The organism is Streptococcus porcorum, from assembly GCF_053203725.1.
Genome location: NZ_JBRUDG010000001.1, coordinates 77,816 through 97,746, shown reverse-complemented (window position 1 = coordinate 97,746; position 19,931 = coordinate 77,816). Strand labels below are relative to the sequence as shown.

16 protein-coding genes are annotated in these 19,931 nt (G+C 39.9%); all 16 read left to right on the top strand.

The window, feature by feature from the left end; genetic code table 11:
* Positions 1-109 precede the first annotated feature (109 nt).
* A complete protein-coding gene (locus ACVRWY_RS00430) occupies positions 110-310 on the top strand; it encodes a F0F1 ATP synthase subunit C (protein WP_354366932.1) in 201 nt (66 codons plus the stop codon).
* Between the two features lie 42 nt (positions 311-352).
* A complete protein-coding gene (atpB, locus tag ACVRWY_RS00425; protein WP_354366934.1) occupies positions 353-1,066 on the top strand; it encodes a F0F1 ATP synthase subunit A in 714 nt (237 codons plus the stop codon).
* Between the two features lie 18 nt (positions 1,067-1,084).
* Positions 1,085-1,582, top strand: coding sequence for a F0F1 ATP synthase subunit B (gene atpF, locus ACVRWY_RS00420; protein WP_354366936.1), 498 nt, complete (start codon positions 1,085-1,087; stop codon positions 1,580-1,582).
* Positions 1,582-2,118: a F0F1 ATP synthase subunit delta gene (locus ACVRWY_RS00415; protein ID WP_354366938.1), complete on the top strand. Its 537-nt coding sequence runs from the start codon at positions 1,582-1,584 to the stop codon at positions 2,116-2,118. Before atpF ends, ACVRWY_RS00415 begins: the two co-directional genes overlap by 1 nt.
* Before the next feature lie 15 nt (positions 2,119-2,133).
* Positions 2,134-3,639 (top strand): F0F1 ATP synthase subunit alpha, encoded by a 1,506-nt coding sequence (gene atpA / locus ACVRWY_RS00410; RefSeq protein WP_354366940.1) that lies wholly within the window; start codon positions 2,134-2,136, stop codon positions 3,637-3,639.
* Positions 3,640-3,657: 18 nt separating this feature from the next.
* Positions 3,658-4,536 (top strand): F0F1 ATP synthase subunit gamma, encoded by an 879-nt coding sequence (locus ACVRWY_RS00405; RefSeq protein WP_354366942.1) that lies wholly within the window; start codon positions 3,658-3,660, stop codon positions 4,534-4,536.
* A gap of 59 nt (positions 4,537-4,595) precedes the next feature.
* Positions 4,596-6,002, top strand: coding sequence for a F0F1 ATP synthase subunit beta (atpD, locus tag ACVRWY_RS00400; RefSeq protein ID WP_354366944.1), 1,407 nt, complete (start codon positions 4,596-4,598; stop codon positions 6,000-6,002).
* Between the two features lie 12 nt (positions 6,003-6,014).
* Positions 6,015-6,431, top strand: a complete 417-nt coding sequence (locus ACVRWY_RS00395; protein ID WP_354366946.1) for a F0F1 ATP synthase subunit epsilon — start codon at positions 6,015-6,017, stop codon at positions 6,429-6,431.
* Between the two features lie 46 nt (positions 6,432-6,477).
* On the top strand, positions 6,478-6,714 hold the full coding sequence (locus ACVRWY_RS00390) for a DUF1146 family protein (RefSeq protein WP_354366948.1): 237 nt from the start codon (positions 6,478-6,480) through the stop codon (positions 6,712-6,714).
* 22 nt (positions 6,715-6,736) lie between these two features.
* Positions 6,737-8,008 carry a UDP-N-acetylglucosamine 1-carboxyvinyltransferase gene (gene murA / locus ACVRWY_RS00385; RefSeq protein WP_354366950.1) on the top strand — a complete coding sequence of 424 codons (1,272 nt, stop codon included), beginning with the start codon at positions 6,737-6,739 and terminating at the stop codon, positions 8,006-8,008.
* Positions 8,009-8,010: 2 nt separating this feature from the next.
* Positions 8,011-8,196, top strand: a complete 186-nt coding sequence (locus tag ACVRWY_RS00380) for a DNA-directed RNA polymerase subunit beta (protein ID WP_354366952.1) — start codon at positions 8,011-8,013, stop codon at positions 8,194-8,196.
* An 11-nt stretch (positions 8,197-8,207) separates the two neighbouring features.
* A complete protein-coding gene (locus ACVRWY_RS00375) occupies positions 8,208-9,086 on the top strand; it encodes a DNA/RNA non-specific endonuclease (protein ID WP_354366954.1) in 879 nt (292 codons plus the stop codon).
* Positions 9,087-9,450: 364 nt separating this feature from the next.
* Complete coding sequence (gene pheS, locus ACVRWY_RS00370; RefSeq protein WP_354366956.1) at positions 9,451-10,494, top strand: phenylalanine--tRNA ligase subunit alpha; 1,044 nt, start codon at positions 9,451-9,453, stop codon at positions 10,492-10,494.
* Positions 10,494-11,036 (top strand): GNAT family N-acetyltransferase, encoded by a 543-nt coding sequence (locus tag ACVRWY_RS00365; protein WP_354366958.1) that lies wholly within the window; start codon positions 10,494-10,496, stop codon positions 11,034-11,036. The genes pheS and ACVRWY_RS00365 overlap by 1 nt, the downstream gene beginning before the upstream one ends.
* A complete protein-coding gene (gene pheT / locus ACVRWY_RS00360; protein WP_354366960.1) occupies positions 11,020-13,425 on the top strand; it encodes a phenylalanine--tRNA ligase subunit beta in 2,406 nt (801 codons plus the stop codon). Before ACVRWY_RS00365 ends, pheT begins: the two co-directional genes overlap by 17 nt.
* A 271-nt stretch (positions 13,426-13,696) precedes the next feature.
* Positions 13,697-19,918, top strand: coding sequence for a CshA/CshB family fibrillar adhesin-related protein (locus ACVRWY_RS00355; RefSeq protein ID WP_354366962.1), 6,222 nt, complete (start codon positions 13,697-13,699; stop codon positions 19,916-19,918).
* Positions 19,919-19,931 lie beyond the last annotated feature (13 nt).

Genomic DNA, 19,931 nt, shown 5'->3' with positions numbered 1-19,931 from the left:
TTAGGAATGGTTTAAGAAAAGTGAAAGAAATCGCTTATTTTCATTGACAAACCTAAAAAATAGGACTAAACTAGACAGGTAAAATTTTTTAATAATGGAGGAATTCGAAATGAATTTAGCTATCTTAGCACTTGGTATTGCAGTTATGGGTGTTAGTATCGGTGAAGGTATTCTTGTCGCTAACATTGCAAAAGCTGCAGCACGTCAACCTGAAATGTATAGCAAATTGCAAACATTGATGTTTACAGGTGTTGCCTTTATTGAAGGAACATTCTTTGTTCTCTTTGTCTTTACATTCCTCGTAAAATAGGAAATCAATTGTAATTATTTTCTATTCTAAAAGGGGGAGAATATGGAGTCATCAGAAAATTTAGTAGTCCAATTTTTAGGAATACATTTTGATGTGACAATTCTTATCATGTCTCTCTTGGTGGTTTTATCAGCCTTCTTATTGATTTATTTTTCAACGAGAAAAATGTCTGTAAAACCTAAAGGGAAGCAGAATGTGATTGAATTTTTGTATGAGTTTGTTCAAGGTGCCATTAGTCAAAACTTGGGCAAATACACCAAAGATTATAGTCTGTTTTTCTTTGTCATCTTTTTCTTTGTATGGTTTTCCAACTCTATCGGTTTGCTAAGTAAGGTTGAACTAGGCGGTTATAACTTTTGGACATCTCCAACAGCTAGTTTTGGTATCGATCTTGGGCTGGCTCTAATAGTAGCCTTGGTTGTTCATATTGGGGCTATTCGTAAAAAAGGAATGAGCCACTATTTAAAAGGCTATTTGGGAGAAATGCCTGCCATGCTTCCAATGACCATTTTAGAGCAATTTACTAATGTTCTTTCATTAGCTGTTCGTTTATTCGGTAATATTTATGCCGGTGAGGTGGTAACGTCTTTAATTGTCAACTTAGTTGGTATCAACGTCTTTTTGGCCCCACTATCATTTGGGATAAATTTGGTTTGGACAGCATTTTCGCTATTTATCGGTAGTATTCAGGCTTATGTATTTATCATTTTATCTTCCAAATATGTTGGCGAAAAGATTTTGGATGAGGAAGAGTAATTAGAGGGGAGAGACATAGTGGAATTACTAATTAATGCAACAACGCTTGGTAATCTGATTATCGTGACTGGCTCAGTTATTCTTTTGTATGTTCTTATTCGTAAGTATGCTTGGGAGCAAATTACAGGAATCTTCGAAGCGCGTGAGCAGAAAATTGCTTCTGATATTGAAGGTGCAGAGCAGTCTTTAGCGCAAGCAGAAGAATTGAAAGAAAAACGTGAGCAACAGCTTGCTCATGCAAGAGAAGAAGCAGGTCAAATTGTAGAAACTGCTAGACATACTAGTCAATCAGAAGGTGATAAAATCATCTCAGAAGCACGACTAGAAGCTGGTCGCCAAATTGAACAGGCGAAACAAAATATTGAACAAAGTAAAGCAGAAGCTGTCGCAAGTGTTAAGGGAGAAGTTGCTGACTTAACAGTTCTTTTAGCTGAAAAGATCATGGCAACGCATCTTGATGCTAAAGCACAGTCAGAGTTAATTGATTCTTATCTGGATAAACTAGGAGAAGCCTAATGGATGCAAAAACAACAGCTCTTGTGCAAGTTTATGCCAAGTCTTTAGTTGAAATCGCTTCTGATAAGGCTATCATTCCTTCTTTACGGCAAGAGACTTTAGCCATATTAGAAATCTTTAAAACAACTGATATCGCTAGTTTTCTTGCTAATATCAGCGTTCCTAAGTCAGAAAAAATTCAAATTGTTAGGTTGTTTCAAGAGTCTAGTTCAAAGGAATTGAACAATTTTCTTGAGGTAATTTTACAAAATGATCGAGAAGCCTTGTTAAAGGAAATTTTGTTGGCAGTTTTAGAGGAGATGGATAAGGCTAGTAATACCTATGATATACTAGTCAAGTCTGCAGTTAATTTGTCATCAGATCAAAAAGAACGTTTACTCGCAAAGGTATCCCAAAAATTTGGGATTAAGGCAGGACGTCTGATTGAAGAAGTTGATCCATCTTTGATTGCTGGTTTTATCTTACAAGCTAATAATCAAGTCATTGATACAAGTATCAAACAACAATTACAGCAATTGAAAATGAATTTAAAATAGAAAGTGGTGTAACTTTTGGCAATAAATGCACAAGAAATTAGCGCTTTAATTAAAAAGCAAATCGAAAATTTTCAGCCAAATTTTGACGTCACTGAAATCGGTGTCGTAACGTACATCGGTGATGGTATTGCTCGTGCTCGTGGTTTAGATAATGCCATGAGTGGAGAACTCCTTATTTTTGAAAATGGAACCTTCGGTATGGCTCAAAACCTTGAGTCAAATGATGTAGGGATTATCATTTTGGGAGATTTCGGAGCTATCCGTGAAGGTGACACAGTCAAACGTACTGGTAAAATCATGGAAGTACCAGTAGGTGAAGAAATGATTGGACGTGTGGTGAACCCTCTTGGCCAACCTGTAGATGGATTGGGTGAGATCAAGACAAATAAGACCCGTCCTGTTGAAGCTCCAGCTCCAGGTGTCATGCAACGTAAATCTGTTTCTGAGCCATTACAAACGGGATTAAAAGCTATTGATGCTCTTGTTCCCATTGGTCGTGGTCAACGGGAACTAGTGATTGGTGACCGTCAAACAGGTAAGACCTCCATCGCTATCGATGCTATCTTGAATCAAAAAGGTCAAGATATGATTTGTATTTATGTGGCGATTGGACAAAAAGAGTCAACTGTTCGTACGCAAGTTGAAACCCTTCGTCAATATGGGGCTTTGGATTATACGATTGTGGTTACAGCGTCTGCTTCACAACCTTCTCCGCTTTTATTCTTGGCACCTTATGCTGGTGTCGCAATGGCAGAAGAGTTTATGTATAATGGGAAACACGTTTTGATTGTTTATGATGATTTATCAAAACAAGCAGTCGCTTATCGTGAACTTTCTCTTCTTCTTCGTCGTCCTCCAGGGCGTGAAGCTTATCCAGGGGATGTTTTCTATTTGCATAGTCGTTTATTGGAACGTTCAGCAAAAGTTTCTGATGAACTAGGAGGTGGCTCTATTACGGCTCTTCCATTTATCGAAACTCAGGCAGGAGATATTTCAGCTTATATTGCAACCAATGTTATTTCGATTACAGATGGGCAAATTTTCTTAGAAAACGATTTGTTCAACTCTGGTATCCGTCCAGCCATTGATGCAGGTTCGTCTGTTTCACGTGTTGGGGGCTCTGCACAAATTAAAGCAATGAAGAAGGTAGCAGGAACGCTTCGTCTAGATTTGGCCTCTTATCGTGAGTTAGAAGCCTTTACACAGTTTGGTTCTGATTTAGATGCTGCGACACAAGCAAAATTAAACCGTGGTCGTCGTACAGTGGAGGTCTTAAAACAACCATTGCATCAGCCACTTCCTGTGGAAAAACAAGTGACGATTTTATATGCTTTGACACATGGTTTCCTAGATAGTGTTCCTGTAGCAGATATATTAGCATTTGAGGAAGAGTTGTATGCTTATTTTGATGCTAATCATAGTGATATCTTTGACCATATTCGCACAACAAAAGATCTTCCTGAGGAAGCTGTTTTAGATGCAGCTATTCAAGAATTTAAAGATCAATCACGATTTAACTAAGAATAGGAGGCTTTCATTATGGCAGGCTCTCTTAGTGAAATTCAAGCAAGGATTGCATCCACTAAAAAAACAAGTCAGATTACAGGTGCCATGCATATGGTATCTGCAGCCAAATTGACTAAGTCAGAACAAGCTGCAAAAGATTTCCAAGTCTATGCTTCAAAAGTTCGTCAAATCACAACGGATCTATTGAAAGGTGATTTGTCAGGAGGATCAACTAATCCAATGTTGGTATCACGTCCTGTTAAAAAAACAGGTTATATTGTGATCACCTCTGATAAAGGATTAGTTGGTGGCTACAATTCAACCATCTTAAAAGCAGTTATGGAAATGCTAGAGCAAGATCATGATCATACAGATGAGTATGAAATTATTGCTATTGGCGGTATGGGAGCAGACTTCTTTAAGGCACGTGGGATAGACATTGCGTTTGAGTTACGTGGCTTAGCAGACCAACCTAGTTTTGAGCAAGTTGGACGCATCATCTCACAATCTGTGGAGATGTATAAAGAAGAGCTATTTGATGAATTATATGTTTGTTATAATCATCATGTTAATAGTTTGACAAGTCAAGTCCGTGTTCAAAAAATGCTTCCAATCTCTGACTTAGATGAAGGTGAGGCTGCAAAAGAAGGTGTCACAGGGTTTGAATTAGAACCAAATCGTGAAGCTATTTTAGATCAATTGCTACCACAGTTTACAGAAAGTTTAATTTATGGGGCAATTATTGATGCTAAAACAGCAGAACATGCAGCAGGAATGACAGCGATGCGTGCTGCAACAGATAATGCTAAAAATCTGATTAACGATTTAACCATTCAGTATAACCGTGCACGTCAAGCAGCGATTACACAAGAAATCACTGAGATTGTCGGTGGTGCAAATGCTTTAGATTGATAATTGTTTTATAGAATAGTTATCTTATCTAAAAATCAAAATAACATAAGGAGAAAATAATGAGCTCAGGCAAAATTGCTCAGGTTGTTGGACCAGTAGTTGATGTTCGTTTTGATGCTGGTGAGACCCTACCTGAGATTAACAATGCGTTGGTAGTTTATAAAAATGGCGATAAATCTCAAAAAATCGTTCTAGAAGTTGCTCTTGAATTGGGTGATGGTTTAGTACGTACTATTGCTATGGAATCTACTGATGGTTTAAGCCGTGGTTTAGAAGTATTGGATACTGGTCGTCCGATTTCTGTACCTGTTGGTAAAGAAACCTTGGGACGTGTCTTTAATGTCTTGGGTGACACCATTGATCTTGAGGCACCTTTTACAGATGCTGTTGATCGTGAACCAATTCATAAAAAAGCGCCAGCATTTGATGAGTTATCAACTTCAACTGAAATTTTAGAAACAGGTATTAAGGTTATTGACCTTCTTGCTCCATATCTAAAAGGTGGTAAGGTTGGTTTATTCGGTGGTGCCGGTGTTGGTAAGACGGTTCTAATTCAAGAATTGATCCACAATATTGCGCAAGAGCACGGTGGGATTTCAGTCTTTACTGGTGTTGGTGAACGTACACGTGAAGGGAATGACCTTTACTGGGAAATGAAAGAATCTGGTGTTATTGAAAAGACTGCGATGGTCTTTGGTCAAATGAATGAACCACCAGGTGCTCGTATGCGTGTTGCGCTGACAGGACTTACCATCGCTGAGTATTTCCGTGATGTAGAAGGTCAAGATGTTCTTCTTTTCATTGATAATATTTTCCGTTTCACGCAAGCCGGTTCTGAGGTATCAGCTCTTCTTGGTCGTATGCCTTCTGCTGTTGGTTACCAACCAACCTTAGCAACTGAGATGGGACAATTGCAAGAGCGTATCACCTCTACTAAAAAAGGTTCAGTTACCTCTATTCAAGCCATTTATGTCCCAGCCGATGACTATACTGACCCTGCCCCAGCGACTGCTTTTGCACACTTGGACTCAACTACTAACCTAGAGCGTCGCTTAACACAAATGGGGATTTACCCAGCTGTTGATCCATTGGCATCAAGCTCACGTGCTCTTGCCCCAGAGATTGTGGGTCAAGAACACTATGAGGTTGCTTCAGAAGTACAACGTGTGTTACAACGTTATCGTGAGTTACAAGATATCATTGCAATCTTGGGGATGGACGAATTATCAGATGATGAGAAAGTGTTGGTAGGACGTGCCCGTCGTATCCAATTCTTCTTATCACAAAACTTTAACGTAGCAGAGCAATTTACTGGTATGCCAGGATCTTATGTTCCAGTTAAAGAAACTGTTAAAGGATTTAAAGAAATTCTTGAAGGAAAATATGATCATATTCCAGAAGATGCCTTTAGAAACGTTGGTCCAATTGAGGATGTTGTCGCAAAAGCGAAAAAATTAGGTTACTAATGAGGTGAGTCTATGGGATATATGACGGTACAAGTCGTGACTCCAGATGGTATAAAATACGACCATCATGCAAACCTTATTTCTGTGAGAACAATTGATGGTGAGATGGGGATTTTACCAAATCACGTTAATCTTATGGCTCCTCTTGCCGTACACGAGATGAAAATTCGTCGCATTGATGATGATAAGCATGTTGATTGGGTAGCTATTAATGGAGGCATTATGGAAGTGAAAGATAATGTCGTGACCATTGTAGCAGATTCAGCTGAACGTGAGCGTGACATTGATGTTAGTCGTGCTGAACGTGCGAAACTTCGTGCCGAACGTGACTTAGCTGATGCAGAAAATGCGCATGATATTGATGAGGTGCGTCGTGCCCGAATTGCTCTTCAACGTGCTCTTAACCGAATCAGTGTTGGAACAAAATAAGTAGCTAAACCGAGATTTTTCTCGGTTTTTTTGTTATGATGTTCTTATGGAATTAATCAATCATATTGTGACACTCTCAAGTCATCTTTTTTTCATCTATTTTTCTTATCACTTATTTAGTCATTTATTTGACTGGGAGAAGATGATAAAAATGACACCTGATAATTTGGGACGTATTCGTGTTTTTGTAGTTTTTATTAGCATTGCTTTAGGCTACCTTGTGTCGTCATTTTTCTTGGGTATTATTGAGTTAAGTCAACTGATGTGGACCGTATTTCAGTAAAATATAAAGTATGGAGTATCTAATGGATAAAATTATTGTTAATGGTGGAAACACTAAATTACAAGGAGAAGTTGTTATTGAAGGGGCGAAAAATGCAGTATTACCTCTTTTAGCAGCAACCATTTTGCCGAGTGAAGGTAAGACGAAATTGACCAATGTTCCTATTTTATCAGACGTTTTTACTATGAATAATGTGGTACGTGGTTTAAATATTACGGTAGATTTTGATGAAGATAAACACCAAGTGGTAGTAGATGCAACTGGTGATCTTTTAGATGAAGCCCCTTATGAGTATGTCAGTCAAATGCGTGCTTCAATCGTGGTATTAGGTCCAATTTTAGCTCGTCAAGGACATGCTAAGGTGTCTATGCCAGGAGGTTGCACCATAGGAAGTCGTCCTATTGATTTACACTTAAAAGGCTTAGAAGCAATGGGGGCTGTTATTACCCAAGAAGGTGGGGATATTATAGCTAAAGCCGAACGCTTAAAAGGGGCTATGATTTATATGGATTTCCCAAGTGTCGGTGCTACCCAAAACTTGATGATGGCAGCCACTCTTGCTGAAGGGACAACCATCATTGAAAATGCAGCGCGTGAACCTGAAATTGTTGACTTGGCAATGTTATTAAATAAAATGGGTGCAGATGTCCGTGGTGCTGGAACAGAGACGTTGACCATTGTTGGAGTAGAAAAACTGCATGGTGCAGAGCACAGTGTTGTTCAAGATCGTATTGAAGCAGGGACTTTTATGGTAGCTGCGGCAATGACCAATGGTGATGTCTTGATTAAAGATGCTGTTTGGGAGCACAATCGCCCCTTGATTTCTAAATTAATGGAGATGGGCGTTGAGATTATTGAAGAATCAGAAGGAATTCGCGTTAAAGCTGATACTGATCAATTAAAGCCTGTTACTGTTAAAACACTTCCTCATCCAGGGTTCCCCACAGATATGCAGGCACAGTTTACAGCTTTGATGGCAGTCGTGAATGGTGAATCCACTATGATTGAAACAGTATTTGAAAATCGTTTCCAACATTTAGAAGAGATGCGTCGAATGGGCTTGAGTACTGAGATTATGCGTGACACAGCTTTGATTCATGGGGGTGGTGAATTACAAGGAGCTCCTGTGATGTCAACTGATCTTCGTGCTAGCGCAGCGCTTATTTTAACAGGTATGGTGGCTAAAGGTAAAACAACTGTTGGTAAGTTAAGTCACTTAGATCGTGGTTATTATCAGTTCCATAAAAAGCTAGCTGCTTTGGGAGCTGATATTGAACGTGTTAGTGAGGATTAGTCATGGATTTTGGATTAAAATATGTTGCCCGTCACCTTTTATTTATTTTATTAGTTGCAATTTTATGTCTGATTTTTTTAGCTATTGGCTTAATGTTAGGCTATAGCATTTTTGGACAAGGGGATAATCCTTTTGCAATCTTATCTCCAAACAAATGGTCTGATATTTTCGCTAAATTTACAGGCTGATAGGAGTAAACATGGCAAAGAAAAGAAGGAAAAAAAAGACCAACCCACTGATTAGTCTCTTAGTTTTAGTTGCTACATTGGGATTATATTTTATCACGACAAGTGACAAAATCTCTAACGACAATCCCATTAAGCAAGTTGCGCAATTGGTAACTAATACCAAGGCAAGTAGTGGTCAAGTGGCTTCAAATGGCTCGACAGCTAGTGAATCCACACCGACAGAAGCACTTGCTAATACCGTGATGACGGCTAATGTCAAACAGCAACTAGGAAATCAGATTCAATGGAATGGTGCTGGAGCCTTTATTATCAATAATAATAAGACAGATCTTAATGCTAAGGTCTCCAGTCTCCCTTATGTCGATAATAAAACTAAGGTGGTCCAAGGGCAAACTGTTCCAACCGTTGCCAATGCCTTATTAACCAAGGCAACGAGACAATATCAAAATCGTGAAGCTACTGGTAATGGCTCAACCTCTTGGAAACCAGCAGGTTGGCATCAGGTCTTAAAATTATCTGGGGAATATAATCATGCGGTTGATCGTGGGCATCTGATTGGATATGCTTTGGCTGGGAACTTAAAAGGATTTGATGCTTCAACCAGTAATCCTAAAAATATCGCAACTCAGACGGCCTGGTCTAACCAAGCTGGATCAAGTGATTCAACCGGACAAAATTATTATGAAGGGTTTATCAGAAAGGCACTTGATAATAATAAAAGAGTTCGTTATCGTGTTTCCTTAGTTTATGATGGAAATAATCTGATTTCTTCAGGAGTGCACTTGGAAGCTAAGTCTTCTGATGGAAGCTTGGAGTTTAATGTGTTTGTACCTAATGTTCAATCTGGTATCACTTTAAATTATGCAACTGGGGAAGTGACAGTAAACTAAGATGAGAAGATCACAGAAAGCTCTTGTCTGTAAAAAAATTTTTTGATAGAATGGTAGTAATTGAATAATGGTCTAAGAGACTAGTAACCTTATGGCAATTTAACAGGGATTGGGAGCCGTGACTGGAAGCTCCCTAGATGAAAATTTGGTGAATTCACTCAGAAAAAGGACCGGTAATTAAGGTCTGCCTAGCAGATAAAAGACGGATGGTACCGCGTGTTAACGCTCCGATTTAAAAGGAGTAGTGGCATGCGGTTTTTCTTTTGTTAAGCTAGTTAAGGCTGTTTAGAACTTGGGATGAGAAGCTCATGTTAGGTTGAATGGCTAAGCTAGCACAATTATGGTTTTAAAAGGAAGGATAGCAATGGATTTACAGGTACAATTAAAAGAATTGCAAGAAAAGACACTTTCTCAACTTAAAGAGTTGGGAGCAGAAGGCTCAAAAGAGTTACAAGATTTACGCGTACAAGTTTTAGGTAAAAAAGGTTCTTTAACAGAGCTCTTAAAAGGTTTAAAAGACCTTTCACACGATATGCGACCTGTTATCGGAAAGCAAGTTAATGAAGTGCGTGATGTGTTGACAACTGCTTTTGAAGAGCAAGTAAAAATTGTTGAACAAGCTAAGATTCAGGCACAGCTAGAGAGTGAGACAATTGATGTAACTCTTCCAGGTCGCAAAGTTGCTGTTGGGAACCGTCATATTCTAAGCCAAACAAGTGAAGAAATTGAGGATATTTTCTTAGGAATGGGCTTTCAAGTTGTTGATGGATTTGAGGTTGAAAAAGATTACTACAACTTTGAGCGCATGAACCTTCCAAAAGATCACCCAGCACGCGACATGCAAGATACCTTTTATATTACAGAGGAAATCTTACTCCGTACCCATACTAGCCCTGTTCAAGCGCGTACGTTAGATGAGCATGATTTTTCAAAAGGACCATTAAAAATGATTTCTCCAGGTCGTGTTTTCCGTCGTGATACTGATGATGCCACTCATAGCCATCAATTTCATCAGATTGAAGGACTTGTTGTTGGAAAAAATATTTCTATGGGAGATCTTAAGGGCACACTTGAGATGATTATTAAGAAAATGTTTGGTGAGGATCGTAAGATTCGTTTACGCCCATCCTATTTCCCATTCACTGAGCCATCTGTTGAAGTAGATGTGTCTTGCTTTAAGTGTGGTGGACAAGGTTGTAATGTATGTAAGAAAACAGGATGGATCGAAATTTTAGGAGCTGGTATGGTTCACCCCCGTGTCCTTGAAATGTCAGGTGTTGATTCAGAAGAGTACTCTGGTTTTGCCTTTGGTCTAGGTCAAGAACGTATTGCCATGTTACGTTATGGTATCAATGATATTCGTTGCTTCTACCAAGGGGATCAACGCTTCACGGAGCAATTTAAATAATGTCTAAAATTGTTTCTATCGGGTCTCATCAGGTTGAGCTCCTAAGAGAAGTAGCTATAGACACCTACCAATCAACTTTTGGATCTTATATGAACCAAGAAGATCTTGAGACCTACTTTAACTCAGACTTATCTTTAGCACGTCTTAAAAAGGAGTTAGAGAATCCTGATTCGCAGCACTATTTTTTATTGGTTGAAGAAGAAATTGCGGGTTTTTTAAAACTAAATCAAGGTTTAGCTCAAACAGAACAAGAGTTGCCTAATGCGTTTGAGATTCAACGGATTTATTTAAAACAAGCTTATCAAGGTTTGGGTTTTGGAAAGGTCTTATTTGATTTTGCGATGGAAAAAGCTTTGGCTTCCAATTGTGATTGGGTCTGGTTAGGAGTTTGGGAACACAATATCAGAGCGCAAGCTTTTTATCAAAAATATGGCTTTGAGCGTTTTGGTCAACATGAGTTTGTGACAGGAAATAAGATTGATACAGATTGGTTGTTAAGAAAGCCCCTAGAGAGAAAGGAAAAACATGTTAGTAAGTTATAAATGGTTAAAAGAACTGGTTGCGATTGATGTGCCAAGTCAAGAATTGGCTGAAAAAATGTCAACAACCGGTATTGAAGTAGAAGGTGTGGAAAGTCCAGCTGAGGGCTTGTCAAAATTAGTTGTTGGTGAGGTGGTCTCTTGTGAGGATGTTCCAGACACTCACCTTCATCTTTGTCAAGTTAATACAGGTGATAAAGAACTACGCCAAGTAGTGTGTGGTGCACCAAATGTACGGGCAGGAATTAAGGTTATTGTTGCTATTCCAGGTGCCCGTATTGCAGATAACTATAAGATAAAAAAAGGAAAAATTCGTGGAATGGAATCGCTTGGCATGATTTGTTCATTAGCTGAGTTGGGGATTTCAGATTCAGTGATTCCAAAAGAGTTTTCTGATGGGATTCAAATTTTACCAGAAGATGCTGTTCCAGGTGATGAAATTTTTAAATATCTTGATCTAGATGATGAGATTATTGAGTTGTCTATTACCCCAAACCGTGCAGATGCTCTGTCAATGCGTGGAGTTGCGCATGAAGTGGCAGCTATCTATGGTCAGGCTATTCAATTCCCTGAAAAAGTGGTTAAAGAGAGTGAGAAACCAGCTAAAGATAAGATCAGTGTAGGCATTGATTCGGATAAGGTCTTGATGTATTCTGCGCGTGTTGTAGAAAATGTTGTGGTTAAGCCGAGTCCACAGTGGTTGCAAAATCTATTGATGAACCAAGGAATTCGTCCTATCAACAATGTGGTGGATGTGACCAACTATATTCTTCTCTACTTTGGTCAGCCTATGCACGCCTTTGACTTTGATAAGTTTGAAAATGGAGACATTCTTGCTCGTCAGGCTAAAGCAGGTGAGAGTCTTATCACTCTTGATGGTGAAGTGCGTGAGTTAACAACAGAAGATATTGTTATCACGGTTAATGATAAACCTGTTGCTCTAGGTGGTGTGATGGGTGGTCAATCTACGGAGATTGATGCTAACTCTAAGACTGTCGTTCTTGAAGCAGCTGTTTTTGATGGTAAGTCTATCCGCAAGACAAGTGGACGCTTGAACTTACGTTCAGAGAGTTCATCACGTTTTGAAAAAGGGGTGAACTATGCAACTGTTACAGAAGCTCTTGACTTTGCAGCAGCTATGCTGACAGAATTAGCTGAAGGAGAAGTCCTATCGGGTATCGTTTCTGCAGGTCATGTGCCGACAGAAGCCGTTGAAGTTTCAACAAATCTTGATTATGTTAATACTCGCTTAGGGACAACACTAGATTATACCGATATTGAGGCTATTTTTGCTAAACTTGGTTTTGGTATCACAGGTGATGCAGCCCACTTTACGGTTAGTGTGCCACGTCGCAGATGGGATATTAGTATTCAGGCTGATTTGGTTGAGGAAATTGCACGTATCTATGGTTATGACCAATTGCCTACTACTCTACCAGAAGCTGCAGGGACTGCAGGTGAGTTGACTCTGACACAAAGTTTGCGTCGAAAAGTTCGTACCCTAGCTGAAGGGGCAGGATTGTCAGAAATTATCTCTTATGCTTTAACAACACCAGAAAAAGCTGTTGAGTTTACCCCTCAAGCGACACAATTAACAGAATTGATGTGGCCGATGACCGTTGAACGTTCTGTTTTGCGTCAAAATATGATTTCAGGAATGCTAGATACGATTGCTTATAATGTGGCACGCCAGAATAAAAACTTAGCGATTTATGAAATCGGAAAAATCTTTGAACAAACAGGTCATCCTAAAGAAGATTTACCAACCGAAATCAATAGTTTTGCTTTTGCTTTGTCTGGTTTGGTAGTGGAAAAAGACTTCCAAACACCAGCTACACCAGTCGATTTCTTTTATGCAAAAGGGATCTTAGAGGCTATCTTTAAAAAGTTAAACTTAGAAGTGACTTATGTGGCGACAAAAGAGTTGACAAGTATGCACCCAGGACGAACAGCAGAAATTCGTTTGGGAGAACAGTTACTTGGTTTTGTCGGACAGGTTCATCCACAAACCGCTAAAAATTATGATATTCCAGAAACTTACGTGGCAGAGTTAAACTTATCTGCTATCGAAGAAGCTCTTCAAGCTGATCCTATTTTTAAAGATATCACGAAATTCCCAGCTGTTTCTCGCGATATTGCTCTGCTTTTGGATAAAGAAACCACACACCAAAGTATCTTAGATGCTATTTATGCAGCAGGTGTGAAACGTCTGACAGAAGTTAAACTCTTTGATGTTTATCAAGGTGAGCGTATTGAGGCTGGTAAAAAGTCCATGGCTTACAGCTTGACCTTCCAAAATCCATCGGATAACCTAACTGATGAAGAAGTGGCCAAATATATGGAAAAAATCACAAAATCACTGGTTGAGACAGTTGCAGCTGAGGTCAGATAAGAAGGAATAAAAGAGATTATTTTTCTTGTATCAGTGAAAGATAAAAAGATTTTACAAATTGGGTATCAAACAGCTTATAAAGAATTGAACTTAATATAGTCAAAATGGTACTGCCTTTTAAGGTAGTACTTTTTTGTTGGACTCATTTTAGGTGCCTAATATAATAGAATATATTAGGGAAATGGTAAATTCAAATCCTTGACATATATATAATTAAATTAGTGCAGATTATTTTATATCCGTTATTCTTAATAATTCTAGGAGGAGTCTCATGATAGACAAGAAAAAAGCAAAGCTTCGTCGTCAACAAGAAGCCGCAGCTGACAAACGTTTCTGTTATTCGATTCGTAAATTTAATGTCGGTGTAGCGTCTGTTGCGATTGCAGCTTTTATGTTTTTAGGAGGAGGAGCTGTCGTGTCAGCGGATGATACAGCAGTATCAGAGCCACAAACAGTAGCCTCAAGCACAGGAGATAGCAGTAGCGCGACTTCGGAAGCCCAAACGGCAACCAGCACAGAAGCTACTTCAACAGCATCAGAAGCTTCAACAAGTACAGAAGCAACTGCAGCAATATCAGAATCAGCTGTAGCAAGTACAGAAGCTACTTCAACAGCATCAGAAGCTTCAACAAGTTCAGAAGCAGCAACATCAGAATCAGCTTCAACAAGTACAGCTACTTCAACAGCAAGTACAGAAGCAACAAGCACAACAGTTTCAACAGCATCTGAAACAGCAAGCACAACAGCTTCAACACCATCAACTGTTGAAGAAGCAAAAACTGTTCTTGAGCAAGTGATTTCAGAAGCAGAAGTCTTGGCGCAAGAAGCAAGCCGTCAAGCAGTAAGCTCAACAGAAGATGCCTCAGCTCTTCAAACAGCAGCCCAAGCAACAAAATTGGTTGCCACAGAAGCGACTGTAACTTTCCAAAATGCGCTTGCAACACTTGAAGAAGTAAACGCGCAAATCTCAGCTGTTCGTACAAGTGTAGAAGCACTTGCTTTAGAATTGCGTAAATATTCACCAGATGGTGAAATTCAAATCGCCCTTTCAGTATCTACCAATGTAGATGGATCTGATGCAGATGGCGTTATCACTGATGCGACTGCGGTACCAGCTAAACATGTAGACGGAACAGAGATTAAAAAAGACGATGCGACCAGGGTAGTCAAAGGCACGGAGTCAATGGAAGACCTTAAGCAACAGATTACCTGGCTTGACTTTGGTGATACAGCTAACTGGACTGGTGCAGTTGTTAAAAACGGTACATTGTCACTTGCAGTTGGTGCAACCTATACCAAGGAAATTATGCCTGGCTATATTGTTACGCTAACCGTTAAAGAACTTAAGCCATTTATTGCAACTGAAACCTTTAAAAACCGTGTTGCTGGAACTGCTTCAGAGTCCGTTTATAATCCAAATGCTAAAAACTACTATCTTAATGATGATGTGGCAAGTTTTGGTTATATGAAATACGGGGCAGATGCAGAAGCTAGTATTGTAGCTTCCAATCAAGATAGTTATTCTTGGATTGCAGATGCAGGGATTAACACTGGTAAAAAGACAGCTATTCGTTCAGGTGTTCCAGTTACTTCAAATGATACTGGTGCAATCAACGGTGGTAACGTTGGTGTAGTATTCGGTCTTTCTGCTACATACAAAGGTAAAACTGTTGATCCGAACATTATTATGGTGTCAGGGGAAGACATTGGTGTCCTTGAATCAGAAATTTACGTAACGAATGGTACTCCATGGAATCTTGATGCCAATCTTGCAAAAACTGATGCAGTTACCAATACTTATAAAGTTAACACCCCAGGTGTTCTTGGACGTCGTTTTAGTGCGGACCGCTACATTGGTAACGCGAATGGTCTGGCTGGTCAATATTACACAAGTTTGGATCAGACAAATGGTGGTTTAGGTACTCAAGTTATTTCTGGATATAATAACCAAGATGCGAACTCAATTCTTCAACCTGTTTTTGCGTCAAATAATGTTTCTGAATTTGGTCTCTACATCGCTTCTCGAGGTGCTCAGTCAACCATGGTTGGTTTCGTACTGAAAGACCAAGGGGATGCGGCGATCATCAAAGAAGATGGAACAAAACTCCAGTACCGTGATGCGGCCCACTATATTTCAACACTTGGCTCAGATGGGACAACTCAAATTCAGCAACCATATTTGGGTACTGCTCGACCAGATTTGAACGAACTTTCTGGTACAGCACCTGTCGGTCCTGGATCTGACGATGCAGACATTGAGATGGATGAAGGTGTAACTCAACTCTTTGATAAGTCCTCTCTTTCAACCGATGATTATGGCTCACCGATTGTAAAATTCGTGGTTGGCTCGGACAATACTTATAGTTTGTCATTGATTGCTAATGCAAATGGGAATGACAACTACACCGGTACTATTGAGAATGCCTATGTGCGCACTTGGGTAGATTTTGACCAAAATGGTATTTTTGAAGATGATGAAGCTTCAAACCTTGCAACAGTTTCAAGCAATGGTGAGGTTATCCAACAATCCTTCAGCAATACTCAGATTATCGATACAACCATTAGCCGTGTTGCCATCCGTACTCGTATCGCTAAGAATGCTAATGAAATTGCATCACCTTATGGAACTGCCTTCTCTGGTGAAGTTGAAGATAACATCGTTCAAGTTGTTCACCCGCCACGTGGAGATAAGGAAACAACAAGTGGTCTTAAAGGTGAGACTCAAACAATCCAAATTGCTTTCCATGATGCAGGTTATACAACAGCTGAAGACAAATCTGGAAATGGTGTAACGGAATTCGTAGCTTATGGTGAAAAAGATGACCAAACAGTGATGCGTCCGCGCAATACGATGGATAAATCGGTGGCGGTTCAAATTGTCCTTCCAGATGGTTCATTATCAAATACTTACACGGAAGCAGGTGAAGGTACTTATACTGTTACTGGAACAACTATTACCTTCACTCCAGATGCGAATTTCGTTGGTACAGCTAAGGGGATTGTCCTTCGTGCAACAGATGCTAACGGTCGGACAACAGGTTGGACAGCTTTGACTGACCAAAACGGTCTTACAAATGTCAACGATGGAACCCATACAACAACAACTCAGACAATGGATGCAGTTTATATTCCAACTGTTATCAATTTGGTTCCATCTGCTACCAATACTACATCTGAAAATGTTCAGGGTGTAGCACAAACGAAAACTGCCTCAGAAGTATTAGCACTCTTCACTGCAGGAACTGAGGGTGATGCAGCAAATGCGACTGTCACTGATAACGATGCTAACACAACACTTACAGAGGCACTTGATACTTCATCATTAACGCTTCTCGATGCAAGTGGAAATGCATCTACGTCTGTTCCAGCTACATCTAATGGTCAAACAGTAGGTACATATTCCTTGAATGCAGATGGTTCGATTACATTCCAACCTAAGGCTGATTTTGTAGGTACACCTGACCCAGTTAGCATTCGTATGGCTGACATGTCTGGCGACACAGTGGTAGCGATCTACACACCTACAGTAACCCCAACAACGATCACTGCTGTAGACCAAGTTTCTGCAGGAGCTCAAGGTGAGAAACAGGCTGAAGTTATTACTTCAAGCGTAACTTCAAATCCTAATGTATCAGCAGTTTCATATAGCTTTGATGATGGTTCAACTACGAAAACTGTTGCAGGTGAAGGAACATATACTCTAAATTCTTCAACTGGTTTGGTTGAGTTTACACCAGAAGCAGACTTTGTTGGAACAGCAACTCCAGTAACTGTGGTTGCTTCCGCAACGATTACAGCGGCAGATGGTACCACAACCACCATTACGGATGAAGCAACTTACACACCAACTGTATATGGTGTAGAAGGTACAGATGCTACTTCTAAGAATGTTCAAGGTGTGACTCAAACTGGAACTCCAACATTTGAATCATTAAACACCACTGCCAACACTACATTAGGTGACTCAACTGTCACAATTCCAACTACTGGAGCCTATTCACTTGAGGATGGTAGCTTGACGAAGACAGTTGCAGGAGAAGGTACCTATACCGTTAATCCAGATACAGGTGAGATGACCTTTTTACCGGAAGCAAGCTTTACAGGTAAAGGAACAGGTGTCACTATTAAAGTAACTGGTACAGCAACTGATTCAGAAGGTAAAACAGTCTCTGTTTCTGCAACAGCTACCTATACACCAGAAGTCACTCCAACAGCAATCGTTGCAGATGATAAAACATCAACTGGTCTTCAAGGTTCTACTCAAACTGAGACAATGACTTCAGCTTTGAAAGAAGCAAATCCAAATGCATCGACTCCAACATATGCCTTTGAAGATGGCACAACAACTAAGACAGTTGCAGGAGAAGGTATTTATACATTGAATCCAACAACAGGTGAAATTACCTTCTCACCAAAAGCGGACTTTGTAGGTAAAGCCACTCCGGTAACAGTTGTTGCTTCAGCAGTAATTACATCAGAAGATGGAACAACTCAAACTATCTCAGATACCGCTACATACACACCAGAAGTAACGCCGGCAACAATTGTAGCAGATGATCAGATTTCTGCAGGAGCACAAGGTCAACCACAAACAGATAAAATTACAGCTACTGTAAGTGCAAATCCTAACGCTTCAGCACCAACATTTGCCTTTGAAGATGGTACAACAAGTAAGACAGTTGCAGGTCAAGGTTCTTATACAATTGATGCGACAACGGGTGCAATCACCTTTACACCAGAAGCTGATTTTATCGGAACAGCTACGCCAGTAACAGTTGTAGCAACATCAACTATTACTGCAGCAGATGGTTCTGAAACAACTATCTCAGATACAGCTACGTATACACCGACTGTGTATGGAATGACGTCAAACCCATCAGAATCAGCAAATATTCAAGGTAAGACTCAAAATTCACCAACAGGTGCGGAAGTATTTAAGTCATTGAATGACCCTACAAATACAACTGATGGTTACCAATCGGTACAAATTCCAGATAAAGGAGCATATTCATTTGAAGATGGCACTACTAGCAAGACGATAGTCGGTGAAGGTACATACACAATCGATCCAGATACAGGTGTGGTAACCTTCTCACCAGAGGCCAGCTTTACTGGTAAGGGTACCGGTGTTACTGTCAAAGTAACTGCGTCAGCAATTGACAAAGAAGGTAATACCGTTACTGTAACAGATACAGATACCTACACACCAACAGTTGTTCCAGTTACAACTTCATCTAAAGATGCGGTTTCTGAAAATGTTCAAGGCATCACTCAATCAGGCACACCTACATATGAAATCTCTCCAGAAGCAAATGTTACTGCTAAGACATATGCATTTGAAGACGGTTCAACAACTAAGACAGTTGATGGTGAAGGTACCTACACAGTTGACCCTACAACTGGTCAAGTAACCTTCTCACCAGTTGCAACCTTTACAGGTACGGGTACAGGAGTAGAAGTTGTTCAAACAGCTACTTTAACTGCTGATGATGGTTCGACAACTGAAATCAAGACATCTGCAACCTATACGCCAACTGTTAAGCCTACAACTCTTGATGCGACAGGAGCGGTTTCAGCATCTATTCTAGGTGAAAAACAAACGGATGTTATCACTTCTAAATTGACTGAAAATCCAAATGCTTCATCTGTAACTTATGCATTTGAAAATGGTTCGACAACTAAGACAGTTGATGGTGAGGGAACATACACTATTAATCCAACAACAGGTTTGGTAGAATTTACACCAGAAGCAGACTTTATTGGTACTGCAACACCTGTTGAAGTAGTGGCATCCGCAACGATTACAGCAGAAGATGGAACAACTGCTACCATCACAGATACAGCAACTTATACCCCAACCATTTATGGTATCAAGGGAGAGGATGCAACTTCTGAAGACGTACAGGGTTCAACTCAAACTGGTACACCGGTATTTACATCTTTGAATGATGCGACAAATACTACTCTTGGAGATAAGACTGTAACTATCCCAACCACAGGTGCTTACTCATTTGAAGATGGCACAACAACTAAGACAGTTGATGGTGAGGGAACTTATACCGTAAATCCAGATACTGGTGAAGTAACCTTCAAACCAGTTGCAAGCTTCACTGGAACAGGAACAGGTGTTACTGTAAAAGTGACGGCTACTGCGACCGATTCTGAAGGAAATATCATCACTGTTACTGATACTGCGACTTACACACCAAAAGTTAAACCAGCAGAACTAGTAGCAAAAGATGCTGTTTCAGCAGATGCCAAATCAACAGGACAGACTGATTCGATTACTGCAACATTGAGTGAATCTAATCCTAACGCTTCAGAACCGACCTATTCATTCGATGGTAAAGGTACGACTACTAAGACTGTAGCAGGTGAAGGTACTTACACAATCGATCCAGCAACAGGCGTAGTTGCATTTACACCAGAAGCAAACTTTGTAGGTACAGCAACTCCTGTTGAGGTTGTGGCGGCTGTAACCATTACAGCATAGGATGGTTCAACAG

Excerpts from the sequence above, each read along its gene's own strand:
- ACVRWY_RS00430 (WP_354366932.1), top strand. The coding sequence starts at position 110 with ATGAATTTAGCTATCTTAGCACTTGGTATTGCAGTTATGGGTGTTAGT.
- atpB (WP_354366934.1), top strand. The coding sequence starts at position 353 with ATGGAGTCATCAGAAAATTTAGTAGTCCAATTTTTAGGAATACATTTT.
- ACVRWY_RS00415 (WP_354366938.1), top strand. The coding sequence starts at position 1,582 with ATGGATGCAAAAACAACAGCTCTTGTGCAAGTTTATGCCAAGTCTTTA.
- ACVRWY_RS00405 (WP_354366942.1), top strand. The coding sequence starts at position 3,658 with ATGGCAGGCTCTCTTAGTGAAATTCAAGCAAGGATTGCATCCACTAAA.
- atpD (WP_354366944.1), top strand. The coding sequence starts at position 4,596 with ATGAGCTCAGGCAAAATTGCTCAGGTTGTTGGACCAGTAGTTGATGTT.
- ACVRWY_RS00395 (WP_354366946.1), top strand. The coding sequence starts at position 6,015 with ATGGGATATATGACGGTACAAGTCGTGACTCCAGATGGTATAAAATAC.
- ACVRWY_RS00390 (WP_354366948.1), top strand. The coding sequence starts at position 6,478 with ATGGAATTAATCAATCATATTGTGACACTCTCAAGTCATCTTTTTTTC.
- murA (WP_354366950.1), top strand. The coding sequence starts at position 6,737 with ATGGATAAAATTATTGTTAATGGTGGAAACACTAAATTACAAGGAGAA.
- ACVRWY_RS00380 (WP_354366952.1), top strand. The coding sequence starts at position 8,011 with ATGGATTTTGGATTAAAATATGTTGCCCGTCACCTTTTATTTATTTTA.
- ACVRWY_RS00375 (WP_354366954.1), top strand. The coding sequence starts at position 8,208 with ATGGCAAAGAAAAGAAGGAAAAAAAAGACCAACCCACTGATTAGTCTC.
- pheS (WP_354366956.1), top strand. The coding sequence starts at position 9,451 with ATGGATTTACAGGTACAATTAAAAGAATTGCAAGAAAAGACACTTTCT.
- ACVRWY_RS00365 (WP_354366958.1), top strand. The coding sequence starts at position 10,494 with ATGTCTAAAATTGTTTCTATCGGGTCTCATCAGGTTGAGCTCCTAAGA.
- pheT (WP_354366960.1), top strand. The coding sequence starts at position 11,020 with ATGTTAGTAAGTTATAAATGGTTAAAAGAACTGGTTGCGATTGATGTG.
- ACVRWY_RS00355 (WP_354366962.1), top strand. The coding sequence starts at position 13,697 with ATGATAGACAAGAAAAAAGCAAAGCTTCGTCGTCAACAAGAAGCCGCA.